The organism is Brachybacterium muris (assembly GCF_016907455.1).
GTDB classification, from domain to species: Bacteria; Actinomycetota; Actinomycetes; order Actinomycetales; family Dermabacteraceae; genus Brachybacterium; species Brachybacterium muris.
Map to the genome: position 1 here is coordinate 1,986,506 of NZ_JAFBCB010000001.1, position 24,889 is coordinate 2,011,394.

Sequence of the window (24,889 nt, forward strand, 5' to 3'; positions counted from 1 at the left end):
GAGATCGACGTCGTGAACAGTTGAGCACAGCAGAACTGTTCACAACGTCGATCCCGGTGATAGCAGGCGTCGGCGATCCACCATGCGGGCTCCGCTGACCCAGCCGGAGAGACCGCGGTGGTCACCGATCAGTGCACTGATCACGGCCACCAGCACCACCAGCCCGGACACCCCGGAGATGAGACCGGGCAGCAGCGGCCAGCCGTCCAGCAGCGCGGGCAGCACCCGCCCCGCGGCATAGACTCCGCCCACGGCGCTCGCACGCAGCAGCCTGCGCGGCAGGGATGAGTGCCCGTCGGCCCAGACGGGGGCGATGCCCACCAGGAGCTGGCCGACCGACGCCCCGGAGCCCACCAGAGCGGGCACAGCCAGCACCAGCACCGCCGCAACCAGGGCCGCCAGGCCGTGCTCGATGGAGGTCGGCGCGGTGGCCTGGGTAGCGTCCTGGCCCAGCATCAGCACCTTGGCGGCCATCAGCACCACGGTAGCGATCACTGCGACAGTGGTGAACGCGAACCAGTCCAGCGCCATGCCCAGCAGTCGCCGGGGTGCATTCACCGCTGAGTATTCGTAGTCGTGGGAGCCACCGAATCTTGCTCTTGGGGACCGCCGATCGTGCCGACGGGGGCCAGTAGCCGCCGCGGTGGGGACCACTGGCTCCCGCCGGCATCGGGTCACTGGGGCAGTGCGGTGTGTTCTCGCATGTTCCTGTCGCCGGTGTCGATCCAGATTGTGTTGTGCACGATGCGGTCCATGATCGCATCGGCGTGGACTGCTCCACCGAGCCGGGCGTGCCAGTCCTTCTTCGGGTACTGGGTGCAGAACACGGTCGAGCCGGTGTCATAGCGGCGCTCGAGCAGTTCCAGCAGCATCGAACGCATTCCCTCGTCAGGATGGTCCAGCAGCCACTCGTCGATCACCAGCAGCGAGAACGTGGAGTACTTCCGCAGGAACTTCGTCTGGCCCTGCGGCTTGTCCTTTGCCAGGGCCCAGGCCTCTTCGAGGTCGGGCATTCGGATGTAGTGGGCTCGGAGCCGGTGCTGGCAGGCCTGCTTCGCCAGCGCGCAGCCGAGGTAGGACTTCCCTGAGCCGGTGAAGCCCTGGAAGACCACGTTCTGTTGCCGCTGGATGAAGGAGCAGGTTGCCAGTTGCGCGATCACGTTCCGGTTCAGTCCCCGTTCCTCGACCAGATCCAGCCGCCGCAGGTCCGCTCCGGGATAACGCAGCCCCGCCCGGCGGATCAGACCCTCGACCTTTCCATGATTGAAGATGGAATGCGCCTCGTCCACGATCAGCTGGAGCCGTTCCTGGAACGACATCCCCAGCACGTGAGCCTCATCCTGGGCATCGATCGCGTCCAGCAGCGCGGTCGCGCCCATCTCGCGCAGCTTCCGCTTCGTGTCGTTATCGATCACGCTCACCGGACACCTCCGGCGTAGTAGTCGGCGCCACGGACGTATCCGCCGTCTTCCGCGGGTTCCTCGCGGGGTGGACGCAGGGCGGCGACCTTGTCCTGCCCGGTGGCCAAGATCGGGTGCAGATGCGCATAGCGCGGTGAACGGACCCGTCCCGTCAGCGCGAGTGCGCAGGCCGCCTCGACCCGATCTACGGAGAAGCGGCGAGAGAGCCGTAGCACCGCCAACGCGGGATCCAGGCCCTGTTCCACGATCGGCACGGACTCGAAGATCCGCTGGATCACGATCACCGTGGCCGGCCCGACCCGATCTGCCCACGCCCGCACCCTCTGCGCGTCCCAGGCCTGGAAACGCTCGCCCGCAGGTAGGTCCGCGTCGTTGGTGCGGTACTCATTGCTCGCGGTCTCCGGGAGCAGCAGGTGACTGGTCAGTCGCTGGCTGCCCTGATAGATCTCCAGCGTCCGGGCCGTGATGCGCAGATCGACCTTCGCGCCGATGTGCGCGAACGGCGCGGAGTAGAAGTTCCGCGCGAACGTGACGTGCCCGTTCCTGCCCACTCGTCGTCCGTAGTGCCATGTCGAGATCTCGTAGGGCACCGCCGGCAGCGGCGTCAGCAGCGGCCGCTCCTCCGCGTCGAACACGCTGGCGCGGGATCCGGGCCGCTTCTGGAACGGCTCCGCGTTATAGGCCTCCATCCGCTGCCCGATGGCGGCTGCAAGTTCGGGCAGGGACGTGAATCGCTGATCCCGCAGCCCGGCGATGACCCAGGTCGCGACGTGCGCGACGGTGTTCTCCACGCTCGCCTTGTCTTTCGGTTTCCGCACCCTCCCCGGGAGCACCGCCGCCGAGTAATGCGCTGCCATCTCGCGATACGCATCGTTCAGGACGATCTCGCCCTCGCGGGGGTGCTTCACCACACCGGTCTTGAGGTTGTCCGGAACGATCCTCGGGACCGTCCCGCCCAGCGCCTCGAACATCGCTACGTGCGCTCGCAGCCAGGACTCCTGGCGCATATCCAGCGCCGGGAAGCAGAACGCGTAACGAGAAAAAGGCAGGCAGGCAACGAACAAGAACACCTTCGAGACCTCGCCGGTGACCGGATCGGCCAGCTCCATCGTGGGGCCGGACCAGTCGACCTCCACGCTCTGGCCGGCCTTGTGACCGACTCTCGAAGCGGCACCGGTGACCATGACGTGGTGCTGGTAGGTGCGGCAAAACCGGTCATACCCCATCGCCGGATCCCCAGCCGCCGTGGTCGCGTCGAAGTACTCGCCGTGCAACAGCTTCAGCGTCACGCCGACCCTGGCCATCTCTCGATGGACCTGTTCCCAGTCCGGCTGTGCGAACACGCTCTCGTGCTCGCCCCGGCCCGGGAACAACCGGGCATACACCTGCTCATCGGCGACGTCCGCGATATCGCCCCACCCGATCCCTGCAGCGTCAGCGGCCTCGAACACCGCCCTCACGGACTTGCGGGACATGCCCTGCGAGGACGAAATCGCTCGCCCCGACAGACCTTCTGCGCGCAGCTGGAGCACCAGCTTCGCCCTGATCTTCCGTACCATTCCAGATTGCTCCTTCCGCCGCGTGCCCTATACACACGGCGGAAGGAGCGTAGACAGAGCGGCCCCAACGACACCACTGGTGGTCCCGAACGACGCCACCGCTACGGCAGCGACGTGGCACCCGAACCCTCGATCAGCGGACCCCAGCGAGGCGAATATTCACACCGCCGGAGGTGCTGCGGTGCGCAGGGCCGCGGCAAGGCGGATCCAGCCCACCCCCAGGGGTGCCAGCAACGCACCGATCAGGGCCCCGGCAGTGTTGGTCATCAGATCGTCCACGTCCGCCACCCGGAACCCGCAAGGGTACAGGCCCCACACCCCGGAGTACTGGGTGGCCTCGACCAGCAGCGAGAGGCCGAAACCGGCCGCCGTGGTGAACGCGACGCCGCGGTGGGTCATGCCACGGGCCAGGATCCCGAAGGGCACGAACAGCACCACGTTCAGCACCACCTGCAACGTCACGAAACCCGTGAGCGCCCCGGGCAGGGACGTCTTCGCGGCCTCCTCGGCGATGTCGGCCACGAAGCCGAAGGGGATCGCCTGGAGGATCGGCCCGGTGCGCAGCCCGCAGGCCTCCGCAACCGTGGGCAGGGGGAACAGGGTGAAGGCGATCAGGGAGCACAGGTACACGCTGACGGCGGCGGTGCCCAGCAGCCGGGTAGCGCTAAGGCGGCCGTAGCGCCAGTACTGCACGATCAGCAGCGGCACCAGGATCGCGAGGAAGCATCCGGTGCCCACCGTGATGCCGAGGGCGGCGAGGATCGGGTAGTCGCTCATGCCCCCAGGTTCTGTCCCCGGGCCCCACGGCCGCGTCGGCCGGGAGCGCGATCCGGGGTCGTCCTGAGGACCAGATCCTCCGCGAGCAGTCCTACTGCGGTCGGACCCTCACCGGCTCAGTCCAGCGGCCGGCGGGTGGCGCCGTAGGTGGCCGAGCGCACCAGGTGGGCGTACACCTTCAGCGCCTGGGTGACCTTCCGCTCGCGGCTCACGGGCCGCCACGGCAGCGGGCCCTTCTTCTCACGGCGGCGCTTCAGCTCGGCCTCGTCCACCTCGAGGCTGAGGGAGCGCTTGTCCACGTCGATGACGATGCGGTCGCCGTCCTCCACCAAACCGATCAGGCCGCCCTCGGCGGCCTCCGGGGAGACGTGGCCGATGGAGACACCGCTGGTGCCGCCGGAGAAGCGGCCATCGGTGATCAGGGCGCAGTCCCGGCCCAGGCCCCGGCCCTTGAGGAAGGAGGTGGGGTAGAGCATCTCCTGCATGCCGGGGCCGCCCTGCGGGCCCTCGTAACGGATCACCACGACGTGGCCGGCCTTGACGGTCTTGTCCAGGATCTTCTGGACCGCCTCCTCCTGTGACTCGCACACCACCGCGGTGCCCTCGAAGTGGAACAGGTCCTCGGTGATGCCGGCGGTCTTGATCACGCTGCCCTCGGAGGCGAGGTTGCCGGTGAGCACGCACAGGCCGCCGTCCTTGGTGTGGGCGTGGGGCACGGCGCGGATCACCCCGCCCTCGGCGTCGGTGTCCAGCTCCTTGTAGGTGTTGGTGGAGGAGAACGCCTGGGTGGTGCGCACGCCACCGGGGGCCGCATGGAACAGGGCGTTGGCCTTCTCGGTGGGGGAACCGCCGCGGATGTCCCAGTCCTTCAGCCAGGACTGCAGGTCTGGGGAGTGGACGGAGTGGACGGTGTGGTCCAGCAGCCCGGCGCGGTCCAGCTCGCCCAGGATCGCGGGGATGCCACCGGCGCGGTGCACGTCCTCCACGTGGGCGGTGCCGTTGGGCGCCACCTTGGACAGGCACGGCACGGTGCGGGAGATGCGGTCGATGTCCTCGAGGGTGAAGTCGACCTCGCCTTCGATGGCGGTGGCCAGGATGTGCAGCACTGTGTTGGTGGAGCCGCCCATGGCGACGTCCAGGCTCATGGCGTTGGCGAAGGCGGCCTTGGTGGCGATGTTCCGCGGCAGCACGGACTCGTCATCCTGCTCGTAGTAGCGCTTGGCGAGATCCACCACGGTGCGGCCGGCCTGCAGGAACAGCTCCTTGCGGAAGGCGTGGGTGGCCAGCGTGGTGCCGTTGCCGGGCAGGGACAGGCCCAGTGCCTCGGTCAGGCAGTTCATGGAGTTCGCGGTGAACATGCCGGAGCAGGAGCCGCAGGTGGGGCAGGCGTTCTCCTCGATGTCGGCGAGCTGGGCGTCGGTGACGGTGTCGTCCGCGCTCTGCACGATCGCGTCGATCAGGTCCAGGCGGTGCTCGACCACGCCTTCGACGGGGTTGCCGGACTCCATCGGCCCACCGGAGACGAATACCACCGGGATGTTCAGGCGCATGGCGGCCATCAGGTGGCCGGGGGTGATCTTGTCGCAGTTGGAGATGCACACCAGCGCATCGGCGGTGTGGGCGTTGACCATGTACTCGATGGAGTCGGCGATCACGTCGCGGCTGGGCAGCGAGTAGAGCATGCCGCCGTGGCCCATGGCGATGCCGTCGTCCACCGCAATGGTGTTGAACTCCTTGGCGACACCTCCGGCCTCCTTGACGGCGGAGGCCACCAGGTCGCCCATGTTCTTCAGGTGCACGTGGCCGGGCACGAACTGGGTGTAGGAGTTGGCGATCGCGATGATCGGCTTGCCGAAGTCCGAGGTCTCCATGCCGGTGGCGCGCCAGAGGGCACGCGCGCCCGCCATGTTGCGGCCGTGGGTCGAGGTGCGGGAGCGGAGCTGAGGCATGGCGGAAGTCTACGCCGCAGCCACCATGCGAGATGTGAGGCTCACGATGTGGACACGCGGTCGTCGGTTGACATGCAGGCCTGTCGGAGGCGCGCGGGACTGCGGGACGCGTGCCCGCCGTCTCTTCCCACAGGGAAGTTCTCCCCATCGACACCGTACGGCCGCAGCCCCATACTTCTACGACGTAGAGATCGCCAGGAGTAAGGCCGGGGCATGTCGTCATTTCTGGGGAGCGATCCGGAAGCCGTTCGACGTTTCGCTCAACTCCTCCGTGACCGGCAAGAGGCGCTGGAGCGAACTCGATCGATTCTGGAGCCGGCAGCCCAATGCGACCCGATCTGGAAAGGGCCAGACGGTGACAGCTTCCGAATCGCGGTCCGCACCGACGTTCTCCCTGTCCTCATCGACGTGACGTCCGGGTTCAGCACCCTGGCCGGCGAAGCCGATGCTCATGCGGATGAACAGGACGGCGCCTCTGCGGCCTCTGACCCCGTGGGCGTGCAGACCCATCTCCCTCCCCCGGCTTCACCAAGACCGGAGACACCGAGCAGGGCGGGGCGCGAGGGTGGTCGTGCGCATGACCGTCGTGGCGATGGAAGTGAAGTCGGGCCCCCCGACGGGCCACTGGGATCCGGACTCCCTGACGGTCTCGGCGACCCAGTGCCAGGCACAACTGCAAATGACCCGGGGATGACGGAATGGCATCCTGTTGATCCCGGCGCCTGCGACTGGTCCAGTGAGGATGCAACTATTGCCGACCACGCATCCCATGAGGCCGCAACATTGGCCGCGACCCTCATGTCATCGACCTGGCCCGACGCCTCGGACAACCTTCTTCACTTCCTTAGCAACTCTGGCGCGGACAAGCAAATGGATCTCGACGCATATCTGGAGGACGAGTCCGAGATCCGCACTGCCATACAGTCGAGAGAACGAAGCATCGGATTGGCGGCGATCGAGAGGGCCAAGACATCCGGCATCGAGGGTCCAGTGACATTTCCCGTACAAACAGGCTGGCCCGGCGTGGAAGCGGCATCCCACAACTGGTACTACGCCACCGGATCTGGAAACTATTCCATGCATGGGCAGGTCACCGTTTATCCACCGGATGCCAATCATCCCGAATGGAGATTCGAAATGGACACCACACTCCACTACCGTGACCAGTACAACTGGGACGGATCCAAGTCCACAGTTATCGACTTGCCGGGACCGTTCGACCCGACCGTCACGGATCAGCAGCTCGCCGAGTTGCATCGAGCGGGTCTTGCCAAGGAGTTCCTTCTTCACGGATCGACCGCAAGAAGGACGACAGGGCCATGAGACGTCGAATCGCCCTCATCGGGGCTCTGAGCTTGGTTCCACCGTCACTGCTGACGGCCTGCAGCATTTCCGATCCGAAGAGCGAGAAGACCACGGCTATGACAAGCAAGCCCAGTACTCCTGAAGAAGCACTCACCGCTGTGGGCCTGCCTGTCCCCGACGCAGAACTGACTCTCAGCGAAGGAATCGTCAACACCGAACTCCTCGAATGGAGTCTGCGAGTCACCTTCACGGGCAGCGCCGAGACGGTGCAGACGTGGATGGCCGATGCCTTCGGGGAAGGTACGAACGGCCTCCCCGTCAGTGAGGACGGGGCCCCCATCTCCCCGCGCATAGCGCCGGAGGAGGTGCACACGGGAATGCGCTGGGAAAGCGGCTCCAACCCCAGGGATCCGAACGCCACCTACACGGTGCTGATCTCGTCCGACGGCACCGACGTCGTGGTCGCAGCCGCCCGTACCACTCGCTGACGCCTGCGAACTGGACGAACGGACAGGGCGAAGGTCCAGGCCCTCCTCACCTGTGCCTCAGTCGGCGCGGTGCGATCCACCGCCGGCGGGCCCACTCCCCGCTCCCCCATCGCCCTCGCTGCGCCGCTCCTCGACCGCCAGGAACTGTCCGGTGTCCGGGATCGGCTCATCGGGGGTGCCCATCGGTGAGGCGAGGTCGTCTCCGTGGTGGGCGGCGCGCACCGGGAAGTGCGGGTCGTCCGAGAGCGTTGAATATTCGCCTCGCTGGGGTCCGCTGATCGAGGGTTCGGGTGCCACGTCGCTGCCGTAGCGGTGGCGTCGTTCGGGACCACCAGTGGTGTCGTTGGGGCCGCTCTGTCTACGCTCCTTCCGCCGTGTGTATAGGGCACGCGGCGGAAGGAGCAATCTGGAATGGTACGGAAGATCAGGGCGAAGCTGGTGCTCCAGCTGCGCGCAGAAGGTCTGTCGGGGCGAGCGATTTCGTCCTCGCAGGGCATGTCCCGCAAGTCCGTGAGGGCGGTGTTCGAGGCCGCTGACGCTGCAGGGATCGGGTGGGGCGATATCGCGGACGTCGCCGATGAGCAGGTGTATGCCCGGTTGTTCCCGGGCCGGGGCGAGCACGAGAGCGTGTTCGCACAGCCGGACTGGGAACAGGTCCATCGAGAGATGGCCAGGGTCGGCGTGACGCTGAAGCTGTTGCACGGCGAGTACTTCGACGCGACCACGGCGGCTGGGGATCCGGCGATGGGGTATGACCGGTTTTGCCGCACCTACCAGCACCACGTCATGGTCACCGGTGCCGCTTCGAGAGTCGGTCACAAGGCCGGCCAGAGCGTGGAGGTCGACTGGTCCGGCCCCACGATGGAGCTGGCCGATCCGGTCACCGGCGAGGTCTCGAAGGTGTTCTTGTTCGTTGCCTGCCTGCCTTTTTCTCGTTACGCGTTCTGCTTCCCGGCGCTGGATATGCGCCAGGAGTCCTGGCTGCGAGCGCACGTAGCGATGTTCGAGGCGCTGGGCGGGACGGTCCCGAGGATCGTTCCGGACAACCTCAAGACCGGTGTGGTGAAGCACCCCCGCGAGGGCGAGATCGTCCTGAACGATGCGTATCGCGAGATGGCAGCGCATTACTCGGCGGCGGTGCTCCCGGGGAGGGTGCGGAAACCGAAAGACAAGGCGAGCGTGGAGAACACCGTCGCGCACGTCGCGACCTGGGTCATCGCCGGGCTGCGGGATCAGCGATTCACGTCCCTGCCCGAACTTGCAGCCGCCATCGGGCAGCGGATGGAGGCCTATAACGCGGAGCCGTTCCAGAAGCGGCCCGGATCCCGCGCCAGCGTGTTCGACGCGGAGGAGCGGCCGCTGCTGACGCCGCTGCCGGCGGTGCCCTACGAGATCTCGACATGGCACTACGGACGACGAGTGGGCAGGAACGGGCACGTCACGTTCGCGCGGAACTTCTACTCCGCGCCGTTCGCGCACATCGGCGCGAAGGTCGATCTGCGCATCACGGCCCGGACGCTGGAGATCTATCAGGGCAGCCAGCGACTGACCAGTCACCTGCTGCTCCCGGAGACCGCGAGCAATGAGTACCGCACCAACGACGCGGACCTACCTGCGGGCGAGCGTTTCCAGGCCTGGGACGCGCAGAGGGTGCGGGCGTGGGCAGATCGGGTCGGGCCGGCCACGGTGATCGTGATCCAGCGGATCTTCGAGTCCGTGCCGATCGTGGAACAGGGCCTGGATCCCGCGTTGGCGGTGCTACGGCTCTCTCGCCGCTTCTCCGTAGATCGGGTCGAGGCGGCCTGCGCACTCGCGCTGACGGGACGGGTCCGTTCACCGCGCTATGCGCATCTGCACCCGATCTTGGCCACCGGGCAGGACAAGGTCGCCGCCCTGCGTCCACCCCGCGAGGAACCCGCGGAAGACGGCGGATACGTCCGTGGCGCCGACTACTACGCCGGAGGTGTCCGGTGAGCGTGATCGATAACGACACGAAGCGGAAGCTGCGCGAGATGGGCGCGACCGCGCTGCTGGACGCGATCGATGCCCAGGATGAGGCTCACGTGCTGGGGATGTCGTTCCAGGAACGGCTCCAGCTGATCGTGGACGAGGCGCATTCCATCTTCAATCATGGAAAGGTCGAGGGTCTGATCCGCCGGGCGGGGCTGCGTTATCCCGGAGCGGACCTGCGGCGGCTGGATCTGGTCGAGGAACGGGGACTGAACCGGAACGTGATCGCGCAACTGGCAACCTGCTCCTTCATCCAGCGGCAACAGAACGTGGTCTTCCAGGGCTTCACCGGCTCAGGGAAGTCCTACCTCGGCTGCGCGCTGGCGAAGCAGGCCTGCCAGCACCGGCTCCGAGCCCACTACATCCGAATGCCCGACCTCGAAGAGGCCTGGGCCCTGGCAAAGGACAAGCCGCAGGGCCAGACGAAGTTCCTGCGGAAGTACTCCACGTTCTCGCTGCTGGTGATCGACGAGTGGCTGCTGGACCATCCTGACGAGGGAATGCGTTCGATGCTGCTGGAACTGCTCGAGCGCCGCTATGACACCGGCTCGACCGTGTTCTGCACCCAGTACCCGAAGAAGGACTGGCACGCCCGGCTCGGTGGAGCAGTCCACGCCGATGCGATCATGGACCGCATCGTGCACAACACAATCTGGATCGACACCGGCGACAGGAACATGCGAGAACACACCGCACTGCCCCAGTGACCCGATGCCGGCGGGAGCCAGTGGTCCCCACCGCGGCGGCTACTGGCCCCCGTCGGCACGATCGGCGGTCCCCAAGAGCAAGATTCGGTGGCTCCCACGACTACGAATACTCAAGCGTGCGGTGCAGGGTGCGCAGGCGCTCCTTCTCCGCGCGCTCCTCCTTCTCCGCTCGCTGCGTCTGCTCTGGGGTCGGGTCCTCCGAGACCAGCCCAACCCGCAGGTCCTCGTCCTCGACCGCTTCGATGGACCCGGCACACAGACGGCGGTTGAACCCGAAGATCTCCAGGCGCACCACCTTCGCCAGGAAGTAGATGCCCAGGATGTTGGGGACCGCCATCAGGAAGAACGACGCATCGCCGAAGGCGATCACGGCGTCGAGGGAGGCGGCCGAACCGATCACTGCACCGACGATCCCCAGCACGCGGAAGGTGTAGATGATGGACTTCTTGTAGCCGAAGAGGTACGTCAGTGCCTGCTCACCGTAGTAGGCGTAGGCCAGCAGGGTGGAGTAGCCGAAGAGTGCCACTGCCAGGGTGAGCAGCAGGGGGAACCAGTCGGCGACGGTGCTGAAGGCCGAGGCGGTCAGCTGCACGCCCTCGGTGTTCTCACCGGATCCCGCGAGGTGCTTGCCGGTGACCACGATGGCGATGGCGGTGAGCATGCAGACCACCACCGAGTCGATCAGCGGCTCCCACATCGCCGTCAGGCCCTCGGTGGCGGGATGCTTGGTCTTGGAGGCGGAATGCGCCATGCCGGCGGTGCCGACACCCGCGCCGTTGGAGAACAGGGCTCGCTGGATGCCGACGATCGCCACGCCGACCACGCCACCGGCGATGCCCTCACCGGTGAACACGCCCTCGACCATCGCGCCCAGAGCAGCGGGGACATTGTCGAGGTTCACGACGATCACGGCGAACACGCACAGCATGTAGACGATCGCCATCGCCGGCATGATGCGGGAGGTCCAGCGGGCGATCGAGGTGACCCCGCCGAAGATCGCGATGCCCACCAGCGCCGCGATGACCGCACCGAGCAGCCAGGTGTTGCCCTGCAGGAACTCGCTGCCGCTGGAGTCGGCGACGATGGCCGCCACCTGGTTGGTCTGGAACAGGTCCGCGCCGAAGGCGCCCAGCACAGTGAACACGGCGTACGCCGAGCCCAGCACGACGCCCAGGCGGCGGTAGCCGATGGAGGCGAGGCCGTCGCGCAGGTAGACCATGGGGCCACCCTGGATGCTGCCGTCCTCGCGGATTTCCCGGAACTTCGACCCCAGCGTGGCCTCGGCCATCTTCATGCTCATGCCCAGGACGCCGAAGGCCGCGATCCACAGCGCCGCGCCCGGGCCGCCCAGGGACACGGCCACCGCCACGCCGGCGATGTTGCCCAGGCCCACGGTGCCGGACAGCTCGGTGGCCAGTGCCTGGAAGCTGGAGACCTCACCGGGGTCGGCCCGGGCGCTGAACTTCCCTCGGATCACCTGCATGGACGCCCGGAATCCGCTGATCGGCTGGAAGCGCAGCCACACCGTCATGAACAGCGCGCCGATCGCGAGCCACAGCACGATGATCGGCAGCCCGCCGAAGAGGGGATCTCAAAGAAGACGACCGCGCTCATCACGTCGGCGGCCGGGCCCATGAACCTCTCGATCAGCTCGTCGATGTTCGGCATGGCCCCATCCCCTCCGCGTCGTGGACACGGACGGGGCCGGACCCCGCAGGGTCCGGCCCCGTCCGCTCGTACGTCGACCGTATGCGGTCAGGACGGGCGGGACCTGCACAAAGATCCGGACTCTGGGCTCAGGCGTCCCGCGAGGGGGTGCCGTCGATGTCCTGGGGTGCACCGGGGATGCGGTCACCGGCCGTGGCCGTCGCCGTGGCAGCGCCACCGGCGACATGCGAACCGCCCTCCTCCGCGACGGCCGGGAACTGGCCGGTCTCCGGGATCGGCTCGGCCGGCGCCCCCATCGGGGAGGTCAGGTCCTCGCCGTGATGATCGGCGCGCACCGGGAAATCCGGATCGTCGGAGAGGGTGCGGCGCACCTCGGTGATGCGCTGCTGCTCCTCGCGCTCGGCGAGCTCGGCCTGGGCGACCTGCTCCTCGGTGGGCTCGTGGTCGCGCATGCCCACCTGCAGATCCTCATCCACCTCGCCGAGGGCGCCGGTAGAGGCACGGTACTTGTGCCGCAGGATCTCCAGGCGCAGCACCTTGGCCAGGAAGTAGATGCCCAGCAGGTTCGGGACGGCCATCAGGAAGAACATGGCGTCGGAGAACGCGATCACCGAGTCCAGGGAGATGGCGGCGCCGACCACGACGGCCAGGGCCCAGATCACCCGGAAGGTGGTCTGCACGGACTTCGTGGAGCCGAACAGGTACATGGCGTTCAGCTCGCCGTAGTAGGCGTAGGCCAGCACGGTGGAGAAGCCGAACAGGGCCACGGCCACCAGCAGCACGTACGGGAACCAGGGTGCGACGGTGCCGAAGGCCTGGCTGGTCAGCTGGACGCCGTCCTCACCGCCGGTGGTGTACACGCCGGTGACCACGATCGCGATAGCGGTGAGCATGCAGACCACCACCGAGTCGATCAGCGGCTCCCACATGGCGGTGAAGCCCTCGGTCGCCGGCTCCTTGGTCTTGGAGGCGCTGTGCGCCATCGCGGCCGAGCCCACGCCCGCGGCGTTGGAGAACAGGGCACGCTGGATGCCCACCACGGCCACACCGATGATGCCACCGGTCACACCCTCAGCGGTGAACGCACCGGAGAAGATCTGGCCGATCGCGTTCGGCACGGCCTCGATGTTCAGCACCACGATCAGCAGCACGCACAGCACGTAGAGCACGGCCATGGCGGGCGTGAGCGCGGAGGTCCAGCGAGCGATGGCCTTCACGCCACCCAGGATCACGATGCCCACCAGGATGGCCATGACCACGCCGATCAGCCACTTGTTGTTGACCAGGAACTCACTGCCGATACCGGAGGAGACGATCGCTGCGACCTGGTTGGCCTGGAACAGGTTGCCGGCGCCGAACACACCCACCAGGGCGAAGATCGCGTACATGGTGGCGAGCACGCCGCCCAGCTTCTTGCGACCGATGGAGGCGAGGCCGTCACGCAGGAAGTACATCGGCCCACCCTCGGTGGTGCCGTCCGCATTGACCTTGCGGAACATGACGCCCAGGGTGGCCTCGGCCATCTTCACGCTCATGCCGAAGAAGCCGAAGATGGCGATCCACAGGGCGGCGCCGGGGCCGCCGGCGACGATCGCGACGGCCACGCCGGCGATGTTGCCCAGGCCGACGGTGCCGGAGAGCTCGGTGGCCAGGGCCTGGAAGCTCGAGACCTCACCGGGATCCGTCTTGGCGGTGTACTTGCCGCGGATCACCTTGATCGAATGCTTCAGACCGGTGATGGGCTGGAATCGCAGCCACACGGTGAGGAACACCGCGGCGGCCATCAGCCACACGACGATAATGGGGATTCCCCCGGCGACATCGATCTCGAAGAAGACGATATTGCTGAGCCAGGTGGCGACAGGTCCGAAGACCCTCTCGATCCAGGCGTCGATCTCGTTCATAAGCAGGCTGCTCCTCGGGCGGGTTCTCCGCGTGGTGGTCTCGTCTGCACGCCGGTCTCGGGATCCCTCCGACCTCGTTAGCCACGACCTGGGGGTCGTGATCCACGGAGTCGTCGGCACCTGGTCGAGGACGCGCCGCAACGCCTGCCGACTGTTCGGTCGACAGCTGCTGCGATGTGGGCGTCTTTACTGTAGGGAGGCCCTGTACCCACTGGGTAACCCCTGTGCGCCACCCCCTGAACAGCCGTCCCACCAGGTCAGATGCTGTTCTGATGGAATCCTTGACCATTGAGGATGTGATCGGGTCGTGACCCCTTCTTCACACAATGTTCACAACTGCAGTGACCGCACACACGTGAGCATTATCGGCGGTCCGTGAGAGAACTGGAACGGCCCGCCCCCGCACTGAACCGGTGACCAGTTCAGAACACGGGGGCGGGCCGTCGAGCAGGACCGGAAGGGCCTCAGCTCACACCGAGTCGTTCCATGATGATCTCCCGCACCCGGCCGGCGTCGGCCTGGCCGCGGGTGGCCTTCATGATCGGGCCGATCAGCGCGCCGATCGCCTGCACCTTGCCGCCGCGGATCTTCTCGACCACCTCGGGGTTGTCGGCGATCGCCTGATCAACGGCTCCGGTGAGAACGGAGTCGTCGGAGACGACGGCCAGGCCCTCGCTCTCCACGATCGTGGCAGGGTCGCCCTTGGCCTCCAGCACCTTGCCGAGCACCTGCTTGGCGATCTTGTCGTTGATCTTCTTGCCGTCCACCAGACCCTGCAGCTCCGCGATCTGCCCCGGGGTGACGGCCAGCTGCTCGAGCTCGAGGTCCTGCTCCTTGGCGGTGCGGGCAAGTTCGCCCATCCACCACTTGCGGGCGGCCTGGGCGCTGGTGCCGGCGGCGACGGTGGACTCGATGAGATCCAGTGCCCCGGCGTTGATGACGTCGCGCATCTCCAGGTCGGTGAAGCCCCACTCGCCAATCAGGCGGCGACGGCGAGCCGCCGGCAGCTCGGGAAGGGTCGCGCGGATCTCCTCGACCCACTCGCGGCTGGGCGCCACGGGCACCAGGTCCGGCTCGGGGAAGTAGCGGTAGTCCTCCGCGTCGGACTTCACGCGGCCCGAGGATGTGTGCCCGGTGTCCTCGTGGAAGTGACGCGTCTCCTGGATCACCGTCCCACCGGCGTCGAGGATCCCCGCTTGACGGGAGATCTCGAACCGCACTGTGCGCTCGATGGAGCGGAAGGAGTTGACGTTCTTGGTCTCGGTGCGGGTGCCCAGCGGGGATTCCGGCTCCGGACGCAGGGACACGTTGATGTCCGCACGCACGTTGCCGCGCTCCATGCGGGCCTCGGAGACCTCCAGGGTGCGGAAGATGTCGCGCAGGGTGCGCACGTAGGCGGCGGCCACTTCGGGAGCCCGCTCCCCCACGCCCTCGATGGGGCGGGTGACGATCTCCACCAGCGGCACACCGGCACGGTTGTAGTCCACCAGGGAGCGGGTGGCGCCCTGGATACGACCGGCAGCGCCACCCAGGTGGGTGTTCTTCCCGGCGTCCTCCTCCATGTGCGCGCGCTCGATCTGGACGCGCACCGTCTCGCCGTCCTCCAGCTCCACGTCGATCCACCCGTCGAAGGCGATCGGCTCGTCGTACTGGGAGGTCTGGAAGTTCTTGGTGAGGTCGGGGTAGAAGTACTGCTTGCGGGAGAAGCGGCAGGTCTCGGCGATCTGGCAGTTCAGGGCCAGGCCGATCTTGATCGCGTACTCGATCGCGGTGCCGTTGACCACCGGCAGCGTGCCGGGCAGGCCCAGGGACACCGGGGTGATGGCGGTGTTCGGCTCGGCGGCGAACACGTTGGGGGCGCCGTCGAACATCTTGGTGTCGGTGCCCAGCTCCACGTGCACCTCGATGCCGAGCACGGGGTCGTAGCGGTCCACGGCCTCGTCGTAGTCCACCAGCTCGGTGGTATCAGCGGTGCTCATCACTTGGTTCCTCCTGCGAGCTCGGGGGCCTTGGCCAGCAGCGGACCGCCCCAGGCGTCCTCGAGCAGCGCCTCCAGGGTGCCGCCCACGCGGTACAGGCGCTCATCGGCCCGGGCGGGGGCCAGGAACTGGATGCCCGCGGGCAGGCCGTCCTCGGCCAGGCCGCTGGGCACCGAGATGCCCGGGGTGCCGGCGAGGTTGGCGGGGATGGTGGCGATGTCGTTGAGGTACATGGCCATCGGGTCGTCGAGCTTCTCACCGAGGCGGAAGGCGACGGTGGGGGCGGTGGGCGAGGCCAGCACGTCCACCTGCTCGAAGGCAGTGGTGAAGTCGCGCTGCACCAGGGTGCGCACCTTCTGGGCGCTGCCGTAGTAGGCGTCGTAATAACCGGCAGAGAGCGCGTAGGTGCCCAGCAGGATGCGGCGCTTGACCTCGGCACCGAACCCGGCACCGCGGGTGGCGGCCATGACCTGCTCAGCGGTGGCACCACCCTCGGGGACCACCCGCAGGCCGAAGCGCATGCCGTCGAACTTGGCGAGGTTCGAGGATGCTTCCGACGGCATGATCAGGTAGTACGCCCCGAGCGCGTACTGGAAGTTCGGGCAGGAGACGCGCACGATTTCGGCGCCGGCCTTCTCCAGCAGCTCCAGGGACTCCTGGAAGCGAGCGCGCACCTCGGGGGCGAAGCCTTCGCCCTCGAGCTCGGAGATGACGCCGATGCGCAGGCCCTTGACCTCACGTCGACGCGCTGCCTCGACGTAGGGGCCGACGGGGTCCGGCAGTGAGGTGGAGTCGCGCGGGTCGTGCCCGGCGATCAGCTCGTGCAGCAGGGCGGAGTCCTCGACGGTGCGGGTCACGGGGCCGGCCTGGTCCAGGGAACTGGCCATGGCGATCAGACCGTAGCGGGAGACGGAGCCGTAGGTGGGCTTGACGCCCACGGTGCCGGTGACGGCACCGGGCTGGCGGATGGAGCCACCGGTGTCGGTGCCGATCGCCAGCGGCGCCTCGTAGGCGGCGACCGCGGCGGAGCTGCCGCCGCCGGAGCCGCCGGGGATGCGGTCGCGGTCCCAGGGGTTGCGGGTGGGGCCGTAGGCGCTGGTCTCGGTGGAGGAGCCCATCGCGAACTCGTCCATGTTTGTCTTGCCGAGGATCGGCAGGCCCGCGGCGCGCAGGCGCTCCACCAGGGTGGCGTCGTACGGCGGCACCCAACCCTCGAGGATCTTGGAGCCCGCGGTGGTGGGCATGCCCTCGGTGACCACGACGTCCTTGACGGCGATCGGCACGCCGGCCAGCTCGTGCAGCTCCTCACCGGAGGCGCGGCGGGAGTCGATGTCACGGGCGGTGGCCAGGGCGTCGTCCTGGTTCAGGTGCAGGAAGGCGTTCAGGTCGCCGTCCACGGCGGCGATGCGGTCCAGGTGGGCGCGGGTGAGCTCCTCGGAGGAGACCTCCCCGGCCTTCAGCGCAGCGGCCTGGGCGGCGGCGCTGCGGCGGATGATGTCAGTGTTCATGGGTGTGCTCACGCTCCTCATTCCTCGCCCAGGATCTGAGGGACGGCGAACCGGCCGTCCTCGGCCTCGGGAGCACCGGCGAGCGCCTGCTCCTGGGTGAGGGTGCCGGTGACGACGTCCTTGCGGAACACGTTCGTCATGGGGATGGGATGGGAGGTTGCGGGGACGTCGGCCGTGGCGACCTCGGAGACGGAGGCGACAGCGTCCATGATGGCGTCGAACTCGCCGGGAAGGCGGTCGATCTCCTCATCGGTGAGCTGGATCCGTGCGAGGTCGGCGAGGCGTGCGACGTCGTCTCGTCCGATAGAAGGCATGGGAACAGTCTAGGTCGCCTCGCCGGGAGCGGCTCGCACCCGGTAGTGGTACCCGGTGATCCGCTGGAATCCCAGGCCGTTGTACAGGGCATGGGCGGCTGGGTTGGTGATCTCCACCTCCAGCAGGGCGCGCGTGGCACCCTGCTGGGCAGCGGAATCGAGCAGGGTGCGTGAGAGCGCCTTGGCGATGCCCTGTCTGCGGTGCTCGGGGTGCACGGCGATCATGTTCAGCACGGCGATCCGCTCGCGGCCCGCCTCGACCAGCGCGGCGCGGCCCACCCCGATGGGCTCCTGCTCCTTCGCTGCTGCCGGGGCGGGCACCATCACCTGAACGGCGGGGGTGCCGGCGAGGATGTCGTGCAGGGTGCTGCGGGCGTGCTCGCCGTCGCGCGGTGCCAGCTGCCAGGCGGCGTCGAACCAGGTCTCGTCCAGCGCGCCGACGACGGTTTCGTGCGGGGGTGCCTGGCCGGCCCCTGCACGTGGTGCGGGCGTCAGTGGCAGCTCGAGGACATGACTGGCGCCTGCGGTGCCATAGCCGCGGGTGACCAGCAGATCGTCGAGGGCGGTGGGTTCGTGGCCCTCGAAGACCCGGAACGTCGGCGGTTCCTGCACTGCCTCCCACATTCCTTCGAGGCGTGCGACCGCGTCCTCCAGGGCATCGGTGTGGGCGCGCGGATCGATGGGCACCGCACTGTTGGCACGCCGGGTGATGCCCCGTGAGCGCAACAGGGCGAACCCGTCGATGTCCAGGCGCGCGAGTGGCCGCCACCCACCGATGAGTGTCTCCAGCAGATATCCACGCGAGAGTGGATCGGTCTTTGCTGGGTCACGGTGGCGGGGGGCAGATCGTCTGGGGCGTCGGGGGGACATCTGCATGAGAGTAGGCAGTTCTGCCCCCGGTAGGCTGTGCGCGACGCCCTGCGAGACACCGCGAGAGAAGAGGATCGCCGCCATGTCCGTCGACCCGAACATCGACTACTCCTCCCACGATCCCGAGGACAAGGAGGAGCTCTCCGACGATCCCCGGATCCGCGAGGCCCAGGAGTACGAGGCGAAGATGCGCCGCGCCCTGGCCACCAAGGAGGATCCGCTGCGGGACTCGGAGACCACCTCGGAGCGGCTTAAGCGCCTGGCTCGCGAGGACCAGGAGAAGAAGGCTGCCGGAGGCTCCGACCAGGCCTGATCCGCCGACCCGCGTTCGACCGGTGACGCCGACACTCCCCGCCGGGGGTGTCGGCGTCATCGTGCATCCAGCTGACTCCTCTGGCGCGCCCTTGGACGGTCCTCCCCAGCGATCGATCGTCCACAGGGAGGCACGGACCGAACCATCTGTCAGGCCTCGTTGTCACACTGGGTCCATGTCACAGACCTCAGACCCGTCCGGCCCCAAGCCGCCTGCCGATCTAGGCGCGCTGGACTCAGCTCTGCACGAGGAGGCGCTCGAGGCCCTCCGTGCGCTCACGGGTCGTGAGGATGCGCGGTTCCACGACGGCCAGTTCGAGGCGATCCAGGCGCTGGTGGAGCAGCGGCGGCGGGTGCTGGTGGTGCAGCGCACCGGTTGGGGGAAGTCGGCCGTGTACTTCCTGGCGGCTCTGCTGCAGCGCCGTCGCGGCATGGGCCCGGCGCTCATCATCTCCCCGCTGATCGCCCTGATGCGTGACCAGGTGGCGGCGGCGCAGCGGGCCGGGGTACGGGCTGCGGCGATCAGCTCCGCGAACCCCACCGAGTGGGGGGACATCGAACAGGGCCTCGCAGCAGATTCCCTCGACGTGCTGCTGGTCTCCCCGGAACGCCTGGTGAACCCGCGGTTCCGTGAGGAGCAGCTGCCGCGTCTGGTGGAGCGGTGCGGCCTGCTGGTGATCGACGAGGCGCACTGCATCTCCGACTGGGGCCATGACTTCCGTCCGGACTACCGGCGGCTGCGTGATCTGGTGGCCGAACTGGACCCGGCCGTGCCCGTGCTGGCCACCACTGCGACCGCGAACTCGCGGGTGGTGGCGGATGTGGAGGAGCAGCTCGGTGTCACCGCGACCACCGATGCCACCCTCGAGGGTGATCCCGCGCAGAGCAACGGTCCCCAGGGTTCCACTGCTCAGGGCTCGCCTGCTCCGGACTCGGCGGTGCTGACCCTGCGCGGGCCGCTCACGCGGGAGTCCCTGCGTCTGGGCTGCCTGACCCTTCCCGATGATCGGGCACGCCTGGAGTACCTGGTGGAGCACCTCGATCAGCTGCCGGGGTCAGGCATCATCTACACCCTCACCGTCTCGGCCGCGGAAGATCTGGCCGACCTGCTGGACCGGCCGGGCCGCCGGGTGCGGGCCTACACCGGCCGCACCGACGCGGAGGAGAGGGCCGCGCTCGAGCAGGCCCTGAAGGACAACCAGGTCAAGGCGCTCGCAGCCACCAGTGCACTGGGTATGGGTTTCGACAAGCCGGACCTGGGGTTCGTGGTGCACCTGGGCGCCCCCAGCTCCCCTGTGGCGTATTACCAGCAGGTGGGCCGCGCCGGTCGCGCCACCGACTCTGCTGACGTGCTGCTGCTGCCGGGCCGGGAGGACCGCGCGATCTGGGAGTACTTCGCCACCGCCTCGATGCCCTCCCAGGAATCCGCCGACGCCGTCCTCGCCGAGCTGGCGCGCGCCGGTACACCGCTGTCCACGCCGGCGCTGGAGGCCCGCGTGGACATCAAGCGCAGCCCGCTGGAGCTGCTGCTGAAGGTTCTCGCCGTGGAAGGCGCGGTCCAGAACGTCAAGGGCGGATGGGTGACCACCGGCCTGCCGTGGACCTACGACGCGCCCCGCTACGAGAACGTGGCCCGCGCCCGCCGTGCCGAGCAGCAGGCGATGCTCGACTACGAGCGCCTCCAGCCCGGTGAGCCGCAGCAGTGCCGGATGGTGTTCCTGGCCCATCAGCTGGACGATGCGACCGCACAGCCCTGCGGCCGCTGCGACGTGTGCGCGGGCCCCTGGTACCCGGCGCCCGGCAGCAGCGGCGTGACCGCTGCCGACGCCCGATCCGGTTCCGCCGAGCAGGCGCCCGGCGCCGGGCAGTCCCCCGCCGACGACTCACGTCAGGCCGTCTCCCGCCTGCTGGATCGCGTGGGCGTCCCCGTCGATCCGCGCAAGCAGTGGCCACAGGGCCTGGACCGCCTGGATGTTCGCACCGAGTCCGGGGCGGCCCCGCGGGGGAACATCCCGCCCGCAGAACGGGTGGAGGAGGGCCGCGTGCTGGCCCGGATGTCGGACCTGGGATGGGCGGTGCCCCTGCGGGAGCTGCTGACGGTGGACGAGCAGGGCCACGCGATCGATGCGGAGGTCACCCCGCGCATCGCCCAGAGGGTGGTGGAGGTGCTCACCGACTGGGACTGGGAGCAGCGGCCGGCCGCCGTGCTCGCCGTCCCCTCACTCTCCCGGCCCCGCCTGGTGCGTTCCTTGGCCGACGGCATCTCCCGGGTGGGTCGCCTGCAGGATCTGGGGGACCTGGGACTGTCCCCCTCCGCGCAGCCCCTCCACGGGGCACGCAACAGTGCGTTCCGAGTGGCCGCACTGTGGGACCGCTTCACGGTGCCGCCGGCCCTGGCCCAGGCGATCAGCGAGCTGGACGGTGCCCCGATCCTGCTGGTGGACGACACGATCGACACTCGCTGGACCATGACCATCGCCGGGCGTCTGCTGCGTCGCGCTGGTTCCGGCCCGGTCCTGCCCCTGGCTCTCGCCCAACAGGCCTGAATCCCCTGTTGGCCCTCGCCAGGGCGTATCAGTCCTCGTCCGTGGAAGCTGCCTCGTCCTCCGCCTCCGTGTCGCCGACGCCGGCAGGACCGTCCGCCAGCAGGGCCACGAACCCGGCCTCGTCGAGGATCCGCAGGCCCAGCTCCTCGGCCTTGGTGGCCTTGGAGCCGGCGTTCTCCCCGACCACCACGTAGTCGGTCTTCTTGGAGACCGAGCCGGAGGCCTTCCCGCCGCGCGAGATGATCGCCTCCTTGGCACCGTCGCGCGTGAAGCCTTCCAGGCCGCCGGTGACCACCACCGTGAGCCCCTCCAAGGTCTTCACGAAACCCTCCTCGACGTCGTCGGCCATGCGCACGCCGCTTGCCTCCCATGCCTTCACCAGGGCGTCGTGCCAGTCCACCGCGAACCAGTCCCGCACGGACTCGGCGATCACCGGGCCCACGCCGTCGGTGCCGGAGAGGTCCTCCAGGCTCGCCTCGCGGATCGCCTGCATCGAGCCGTAGGCGGTGGCCAGGGAACGGGCGGCCGTCGGCCCCACGTGGCGGATCGACAGCGCCACCAGCACCCGCCACAGCGGCTGGGCCTTCGCCTTCTCCAGCTCTTCGATCAGCTTCAGGGTGTTCGCGGCAGGACGCTCCTGGCCCACCTGGCGCCACTCGGCGTCGCGCTTGTAGTACCGCCAGGTGGGGCGGGACCAGAAGGCCGGGGCGATGCGCCAGTCCCCGGTGGGCTCCCCGTCTCGTCGCTCCGGCTGCCACACCACCACCTCGTGGAGGTCCTCGGCGGTGAGGTCGAACAGGTTCTCGCCGATGCGCACAACGGGCTGCTGGGGGGCGGGCAGGGCCGGATCGTCCTCGCGGGTGATGCGCAGCAGCGGCACCCCGTCGGTGCCATCGGTGACCTCGCCGTTGCGGATCACCGCGAAGGACTCCGAGTCCAGGGCCTCGGCGGTGCGGATCGGCACGTGGACCGCGTGGCCCGCCCGCAGGGCAGTGAGGGCCTGCTCGCGACGCTTGTCCGGGTCGGTCAGGGCGATCGCGGACTCCTCGCCCAGGGACTCGATGTCGAAGGCTCCGCGGGAGGCGGCATGCTCGATGCGTCCGGTGACCTGGGCGGGGCAGTCCTTGGCGTTGGGGCAGCGCCAGTCCTTGTCGCCCTCCTTCTCCGGCTTGATGGGGGTGCCGCAGGAGGGGCAGTCCGTGGGCATCACGAAGGGGCGTTCGGTGCCGTCGCGCAGTGCCTCGACCGGGCCGATGATCTCCGGGATCACGTCCCCGGCCTTGCGCAGCACGATGGTGTCGCCGATCAGCACGCCCTTGCGCTCCACGTCGTACTGGTTGTGCAGGGTGGCCATCTCCACGGTGGAGCCGGCCACCTTCACCGGCTCCATCACGCCGTAGGGGGTGACCCGGCCGGTGCGGCCCACGTTGACCTGGATGTCCAGGAGCTTGGTGGTGACCTCCTCGGGCGGGTACTTGAAGGCGATCGCCCACCGTGGAGCGCGGGAGGTGGAGCCCAGCGCGCGCTGCTGGGCGAAGGAGTCGATCTTGATGACCACGCCGTCGATCTCGTGCTCCACGTCATGGCGGTGCTCGCCGGTCTCGGCGATGAACTCGCGCACCTCCTCCAGCGTCGCCAGCACGCGGGTATGGGGCGAGGTGGGCAGGCCCCAGGAGGCCAGCAGCTCGTACACCTCGGACTGCGAGCTCAGGGTGACGCCCTCGTGGGCGCCGATGCCGTGCACATAGACGGCGAGCGCCCTGGAAGCGGTGACTGCGGTGTCCTTCTGCCGCAGGGAGCCGGCGGCGGTGTTGCGGGGATTGGCGAACTCGGCGAGCCCGGCCTCGCGACGCTGCTCGTTGAGCTTCTCGAACTCGGCGGTCGGGTAGAACACCTCGCCGCGCACCTCCAGCAGGGCGGGCGGGTCCTCGACGTCCAGCCGGTCAGGGACGGTGTCGATGGTGCGCACGTTGGCGGTGACGTCCTCGCCCTCGCGCCCGTCGCCGCGGGTCACGCCGCGCACCAGTTCGCCGTTCTCGTAGACCAGGGAGATGGCCAGGCCGTCGATCTTCAGCTCGGTCAGGTAACGCACGTCCGCGGCGCCGGCGCCGAGCCCCTCCGCGGCGCGGTGCGCCCAGGCGTCGATCTCCTCGAGGTCGAAGGCGTTGTCCAGGCTCATCATGCGTTCGATGTGCTTCACCGCCGCGAAGCCCGCGGCGACCGCGCCGCCCACGCTCTGGGTGGGGGAATCAGCCGCGGCGAGCTGAGGGTTGGCCTGCTCGAGCTTCCGGAGCTCGCGTTCGAGCCGGTCGTACTCGGCGTCCGACAGGGTGGGCGCGTCGTTCTCGTAGTACTCCACGCGCGCCTGCTCGATCCGGGCGGTGAGCTCGGCGATGCGCTCCTGCACCGGACGGGCGTCGCTGTGCTCGGCAGGGTTCTCTGTCTGGTCCTTCTGGGTTCCGCTCACGGGGCACATTCTCGCCCATGACGGGCCGGAGGTGTCAGCGCTGCTGGTCGACGAGGGCCTGGAGTGCGCCGTCGAGCCGCGCGGGCCAGGGCCCGTCCCACACCACCCGCAGGGAGCGACGCAGGTCCACCCCTCGTACGGGGACGTGCACCAGCCGGCCCTCGCGGATGTCGGCGGTGACCACCAGCTCGCTCAGCAGAGCGCAGCCCGCTCCCCCGGCCACGGCGGTGCGCACCGCGGCGTTGGAGTGCAGCACCAGGACCGGTGGGGCGATGGCTCGCGGTGCCAGTGCCCTGGCCAGCACATCGCGGGTGCCGGAGCCCTCCTCCCGCACGATCAGTGCGGTGGCGGCCAGCTCCTCGGCCTCGATACCCTCCTTGTGGGCCCATGGGTGGGTAGGAGCAACCACCGCGATCAGGCGGTCGTGGCCGATCACACGGCTGTGCAGCCCACTGGGGTCATCGGCCCCTTCCACGAATCCGAGGTCTGCTCGGCCGCGCCGCACGGCCGAGAGCACCCCGGCGGTGTTCTCCACCTCGAAGGTGGCGGGTACACCGGGCAGGTCGGCCGCCAGTGCGGCGAGGAAGCTGGGCATCAGGTGCTCGGCGATGGTCTGGGAGGCGACGATCCGCACCCGACCGCTGCCGGCCGCGCCCCGCACCTGCTCGACCAGACCATCCGCCGCATCGAGCACCCGCCGTGCATGCTCGACGGCGACCTGTCCCGCCGCCGTCGGGTCGGTGCCGCGGGCGCCGCGGTCGAACAGGCGCACGCCCAGGCGGCGTTCGAGGCGCGAGAGCTGACGGGAGGCGTTGGGCTGGGCGATGTCCAGGGCGGCAGCGGCGGCGGAGAGGCTGCCGCGCTCGGCGATCGTCACCAGCAGTTCGAGAGAGGCGATGTCGGGCCGGGCAGGGGTGCGGCCCGAACGAGGCGTGCCCCCGCTGCTCGAGCGTCCGGAGGGAACTGCAGAGCCTGTCATATCCCTGATGATATGGGCCCCAACGGATTCAGGGGTTCTGCGACGGGCGGGTTCGGCGGAGGCTGTGCGGGTGTCCCGAAGCATCACCACTGCCCCCGCCCACCCTGTGACTCCCGAGAAGGATGG

The 24,889-nt window shown here is 68.6% G+C and carries 21 protein-coding genes; 6 read left to right on the top strand and 15 right to left on the bottom strand.

The window, feature by feature from the left end; genetic code table 11:
- Positions 1-39: 39 nt before the first annotated feature.
- The 6 genes from JOD52_RS09190 to JOD52_RS09215 all read right to left on the bottom strand — a co-directional run bounded on the left by JOD52_RS09190 (position 40) and on the right by JOD52_RS09215 (position 6,216).
- Positions 40-558: an RDD family protein gene (locus JOD52_RS09190; RefSeq protein WP_204409608.1), complete on the bottom strand. Its 519-nt coding sequence runs from the start codon at positions 556-558 to the stop codon at positions 40-42.
- Between the two features lie 116 nt (positions 559-674).
- Positions 675-1,421 (bottom strand): ATP-binding protein, encoded by a 747-nt coding sequence (locus JOD52_RS09195; protein ID WP_338124028.1) that lies wholly within the window; start codon positions 1,419-1,421, stop codon positions 675-677.
- Positions 1,418-2,980, bottom strand: a complete 1,563-nt coding sequence (gene istA, locus JOD52_RS09200; protein ID WP_204408388.1) for an IS21 family transposase — start codon at positions 2,978-2,980, stop codon at positions 1,418-1,420. Before istA (JOD52_RS09200) ends, JOD52_RS09195 begins: the two co-directional genes overlap by 4 nt.
- A gap of 159 nt (positions 2,981-3,139) precedes the next feature.
- Positions 3,140-3,757, bottom strand: coding sequence for a VanZ family protein (locus JOD52_RS09205; protein ID WP_204409609.1), 618 nt, complete (start codon positions 3,755-3,757; stop codon positions 3,140-3,142).
- 116 nt (positions 3,758-3,873) lie between these two features.
- Complete coding sequence (gene ilvD / locus JOD52_RS09210) at positions 3,874-5,706, bottom strand: dihydroxy-acid dehydratase (protein ID WP_204409611.1); 1,833 nt, start codon at positions 5,704-5,706, stop codon at positions 3,874-3,876.
- Positions 5,707-5,925: 219 nt separating this feature from the next.
- Positions 5,926-6,216: a hypothetical protein gene (locus tag JOD52_RS09215; protein ID WP_204409612.1), complete on the bottom strand. Its 291-nt coding sequence runs from the start codon at positions 6,214-6,216 to the stop codon at positions 5,926-5,928.
- Between the two features lie 180 nt (positions 6,217-6,396).
- On the opposite strand from JOD52_RS09215, the gene JOD52_RS09220 reads away from it, so the two are divergent.
- Positions 6,397-7,029 (top strand): hypothetical protein, encoded by a 633-nt coding sequence (locus JOD52_RS09220; protein WP_204409614.1) that lies wholly within the window; start codon positions 6,397-6,399, stop codon positions 7,027-7,029.
- A complete protein-coding gene (locus JOD52_RS09225) occupies positions 7,026-7,499 on the top strand; it encodes a hypothetical protein (protein ID WP_204409615.1) in 474 nt (157 codons plus the stop codon). The genes JOD52_RS09220 and JOD52_RS09225 overlap by 4 nt, the downstream gene beginning before the upstream one ends.
- Before the next feature lie 57 nt (positions 7,500-7,556).
- Here the strand turns inward: JOD52_RS09225 and JOD52_RS09230 are convergent, their stop codons facing one another.
- The gene (locus JOD52_RS09230; protein WP_204409616.1) at positions 7,557-7,796 is read right to left on the bottom strand and encodes a hypothetical protein; all 240 of its coding nucleotides are present in this window, start codon (positions 7,794-7,796) and stop codon (positions 7,557-7,559) included.
- Positions 7,797-7,910: 114 nt separating this feature from the next.
- On the opposite strand from JOD52_RS09230, the gene istA (JOD52_RS09235) reads away from it, so the two are divergent.
- Positions 7,911-9,473, top strand: a complete 1,563-nt coding sequence (gene istA, locus JOD52_RS09235) for an IS21 family transposase (protein ID WP_204408388.1) — start codon at positions 7,911-7,913, stop codon at positions 9,471-9,473.
- Entirely contained in the window at positions 9,470-10,216 is a 747-nt protein-coding gene (locus tag JOD52_RS09240) for an ATP-binding protein (RefSeq protein WP_338124028.1), read from the top strand. The genes istA (JOD52_RS09235) and JOD52_RS09240 overlap by 4 nt, the downstream gene beginning before the upstream one ends.
- 100 nt (positions 10,217-10,316) lie before the next feature.
- Here the strand turns inward: JOD52_RS09240 and JOD52_RS09245 are convergent, their stop codons facing one another.
- The 6 genes from JOD52_RS09245 to JOD52_RS17725 all read right to left on the bottom strand — a co-directional run bounded on the left by JOD52_RS09245 (position 10,317) and on the right by JOD52_RS17725 (position 18,561).
- On the bottom strand, positions 10,317-11,777 hold the full coding sequence (locus tag JOD52_RS09245; RefSeq protein WP_338124074.1) for an alanine/glycine:cation symporter family protein: 1,461 nt from the start codon (positions 11,775-11,777) through the stop codon (positions 10,317-10,319).
- Between the two features lie 235 nt (positions 11,778-12,012).
- The gene (locus JOD52_RS09250) at positions 12,013-13,788 is read right to left on the bottom strand and encodes an alanine/glycine:cation symporter family protein (RefSeq protein WP_204409617.1); all 1,776 of its coding nucleotides are present in this window, start codon (positions 13,786-13,788) and stop codon (positions 12,013-12,015) included.
- Between the two features lie 464 nt (positions 13,789-14,252).
- The gene (gene gatB / locus JOD52_RS09255) at positions 14,253-15,767 is read right to left on the bottom strand and encodes an Asp-tRNA(Asn)/Glu-tRNA(Gln) amidotransferase subunit GatB (RefSeq protein ID WP_017823935.1); all 1,515 of its coding nucleotides are present in this window, start codon (positions 15,765-15,767) and stop codon (positions 14,253-14,255) included.
- Positions 15,767-17,275: an Asp-tRNA(Asn)/Glu-tRNA(Gln) amidotransferase subunit GatA gene (gatA, locus tag JOD52_RS09260; protein WP_017823934.1), complete on the bottom strand. Its 1,509-nt coding sequence runs from the start codon at positions 17,273-17,275 to the stop codon at positions 15,767-15,769. The genes gatB and gatA overlap by 1 nt, the downstream gene beginning before the upstream one ends.
- Positions 17,276-17,292: 17 nt before the next feature.
- Entirely contained in the window at positions 17,293-17,589 is a 297-nt protein-coding gene (gatC, locus tag JOD52_RS09265; RefSeq protein ID WP_017823933.1) for an Asp-tRNA(Asn)/Glu-tRNA(Gln) amidotransferase subunit GatC, read from the bottom strand.
- Positions 17,590-17,598: 9 nt separating this feature from the next.
- Positions 17,599-18,561, bottom strand: a complete 963-nt coding sequence (locus JOD52_RS17725; protein WP_083871785.1) for a GNAT family N-acetyltransferase — start codon at positions 18,559-18,561, stop codon at positions 17,599-17,601.
- On the opposite strand from JOD52_RS17725, the gene JOD52_RS09275 reads away from it, so the two are divergent.
- The gene (locus JOD52_RS09275; protein ID WP_017823931.1) at positions 18,542-18,772 is read left to right on the top strand and encodes a hypothetical protein; all 231 of its coding nucleotides are present in this window, start codon (positions 18,542-18,544) and stop codon (positions 18,770-18,772) included. The genes JOD52_RS17725 and JOD52_RS09275 overlap by 20 nt on opposite strands.
- Positions 18,773-18,947: 175 nt before the next feature.
- The gene (locus JOD52_RS09280; protein WP_017823930.1) at positions 18,948-21,317 is read left to right on the top strand and encodes a RecQ family ATP-dependent DNA helicase; all 2,370 of its coding nucleotides are present in this window, start codon (positions 18,948-18,950) and stop codon (positions 21,315-21,317) included.
- Between the two features lie 28 nt (positions 21,318-21,345).
- On the opposite strand, the gene ligA is transcribed toward JOD52_RS09280, so the two are convergent.
- A complete protein-coding gene (gene ligA / locus JOD52_RS09285) occupies positions 21,346-23,793 on the bottom strand; it encodes an NAD-dependent DNA ligase LigA (protein ID WP_239551852.1) in 2,448 nt (815 codons plus the stop codon).
- Positions 23,794-23,818: 25 nt separating this feature from the next.
- A complete protein-coding gene (locus tag JOD52_RS09290) occupies positions 23,819-24,763 on the bottom strand; it encodes a LysR family transcriptional regulator (protein WP_204409619.1) in 945 nt (314 codons plus the stop codon).
- Positions 24,764-24,889 lie beyond the last annotated feature (126 nt).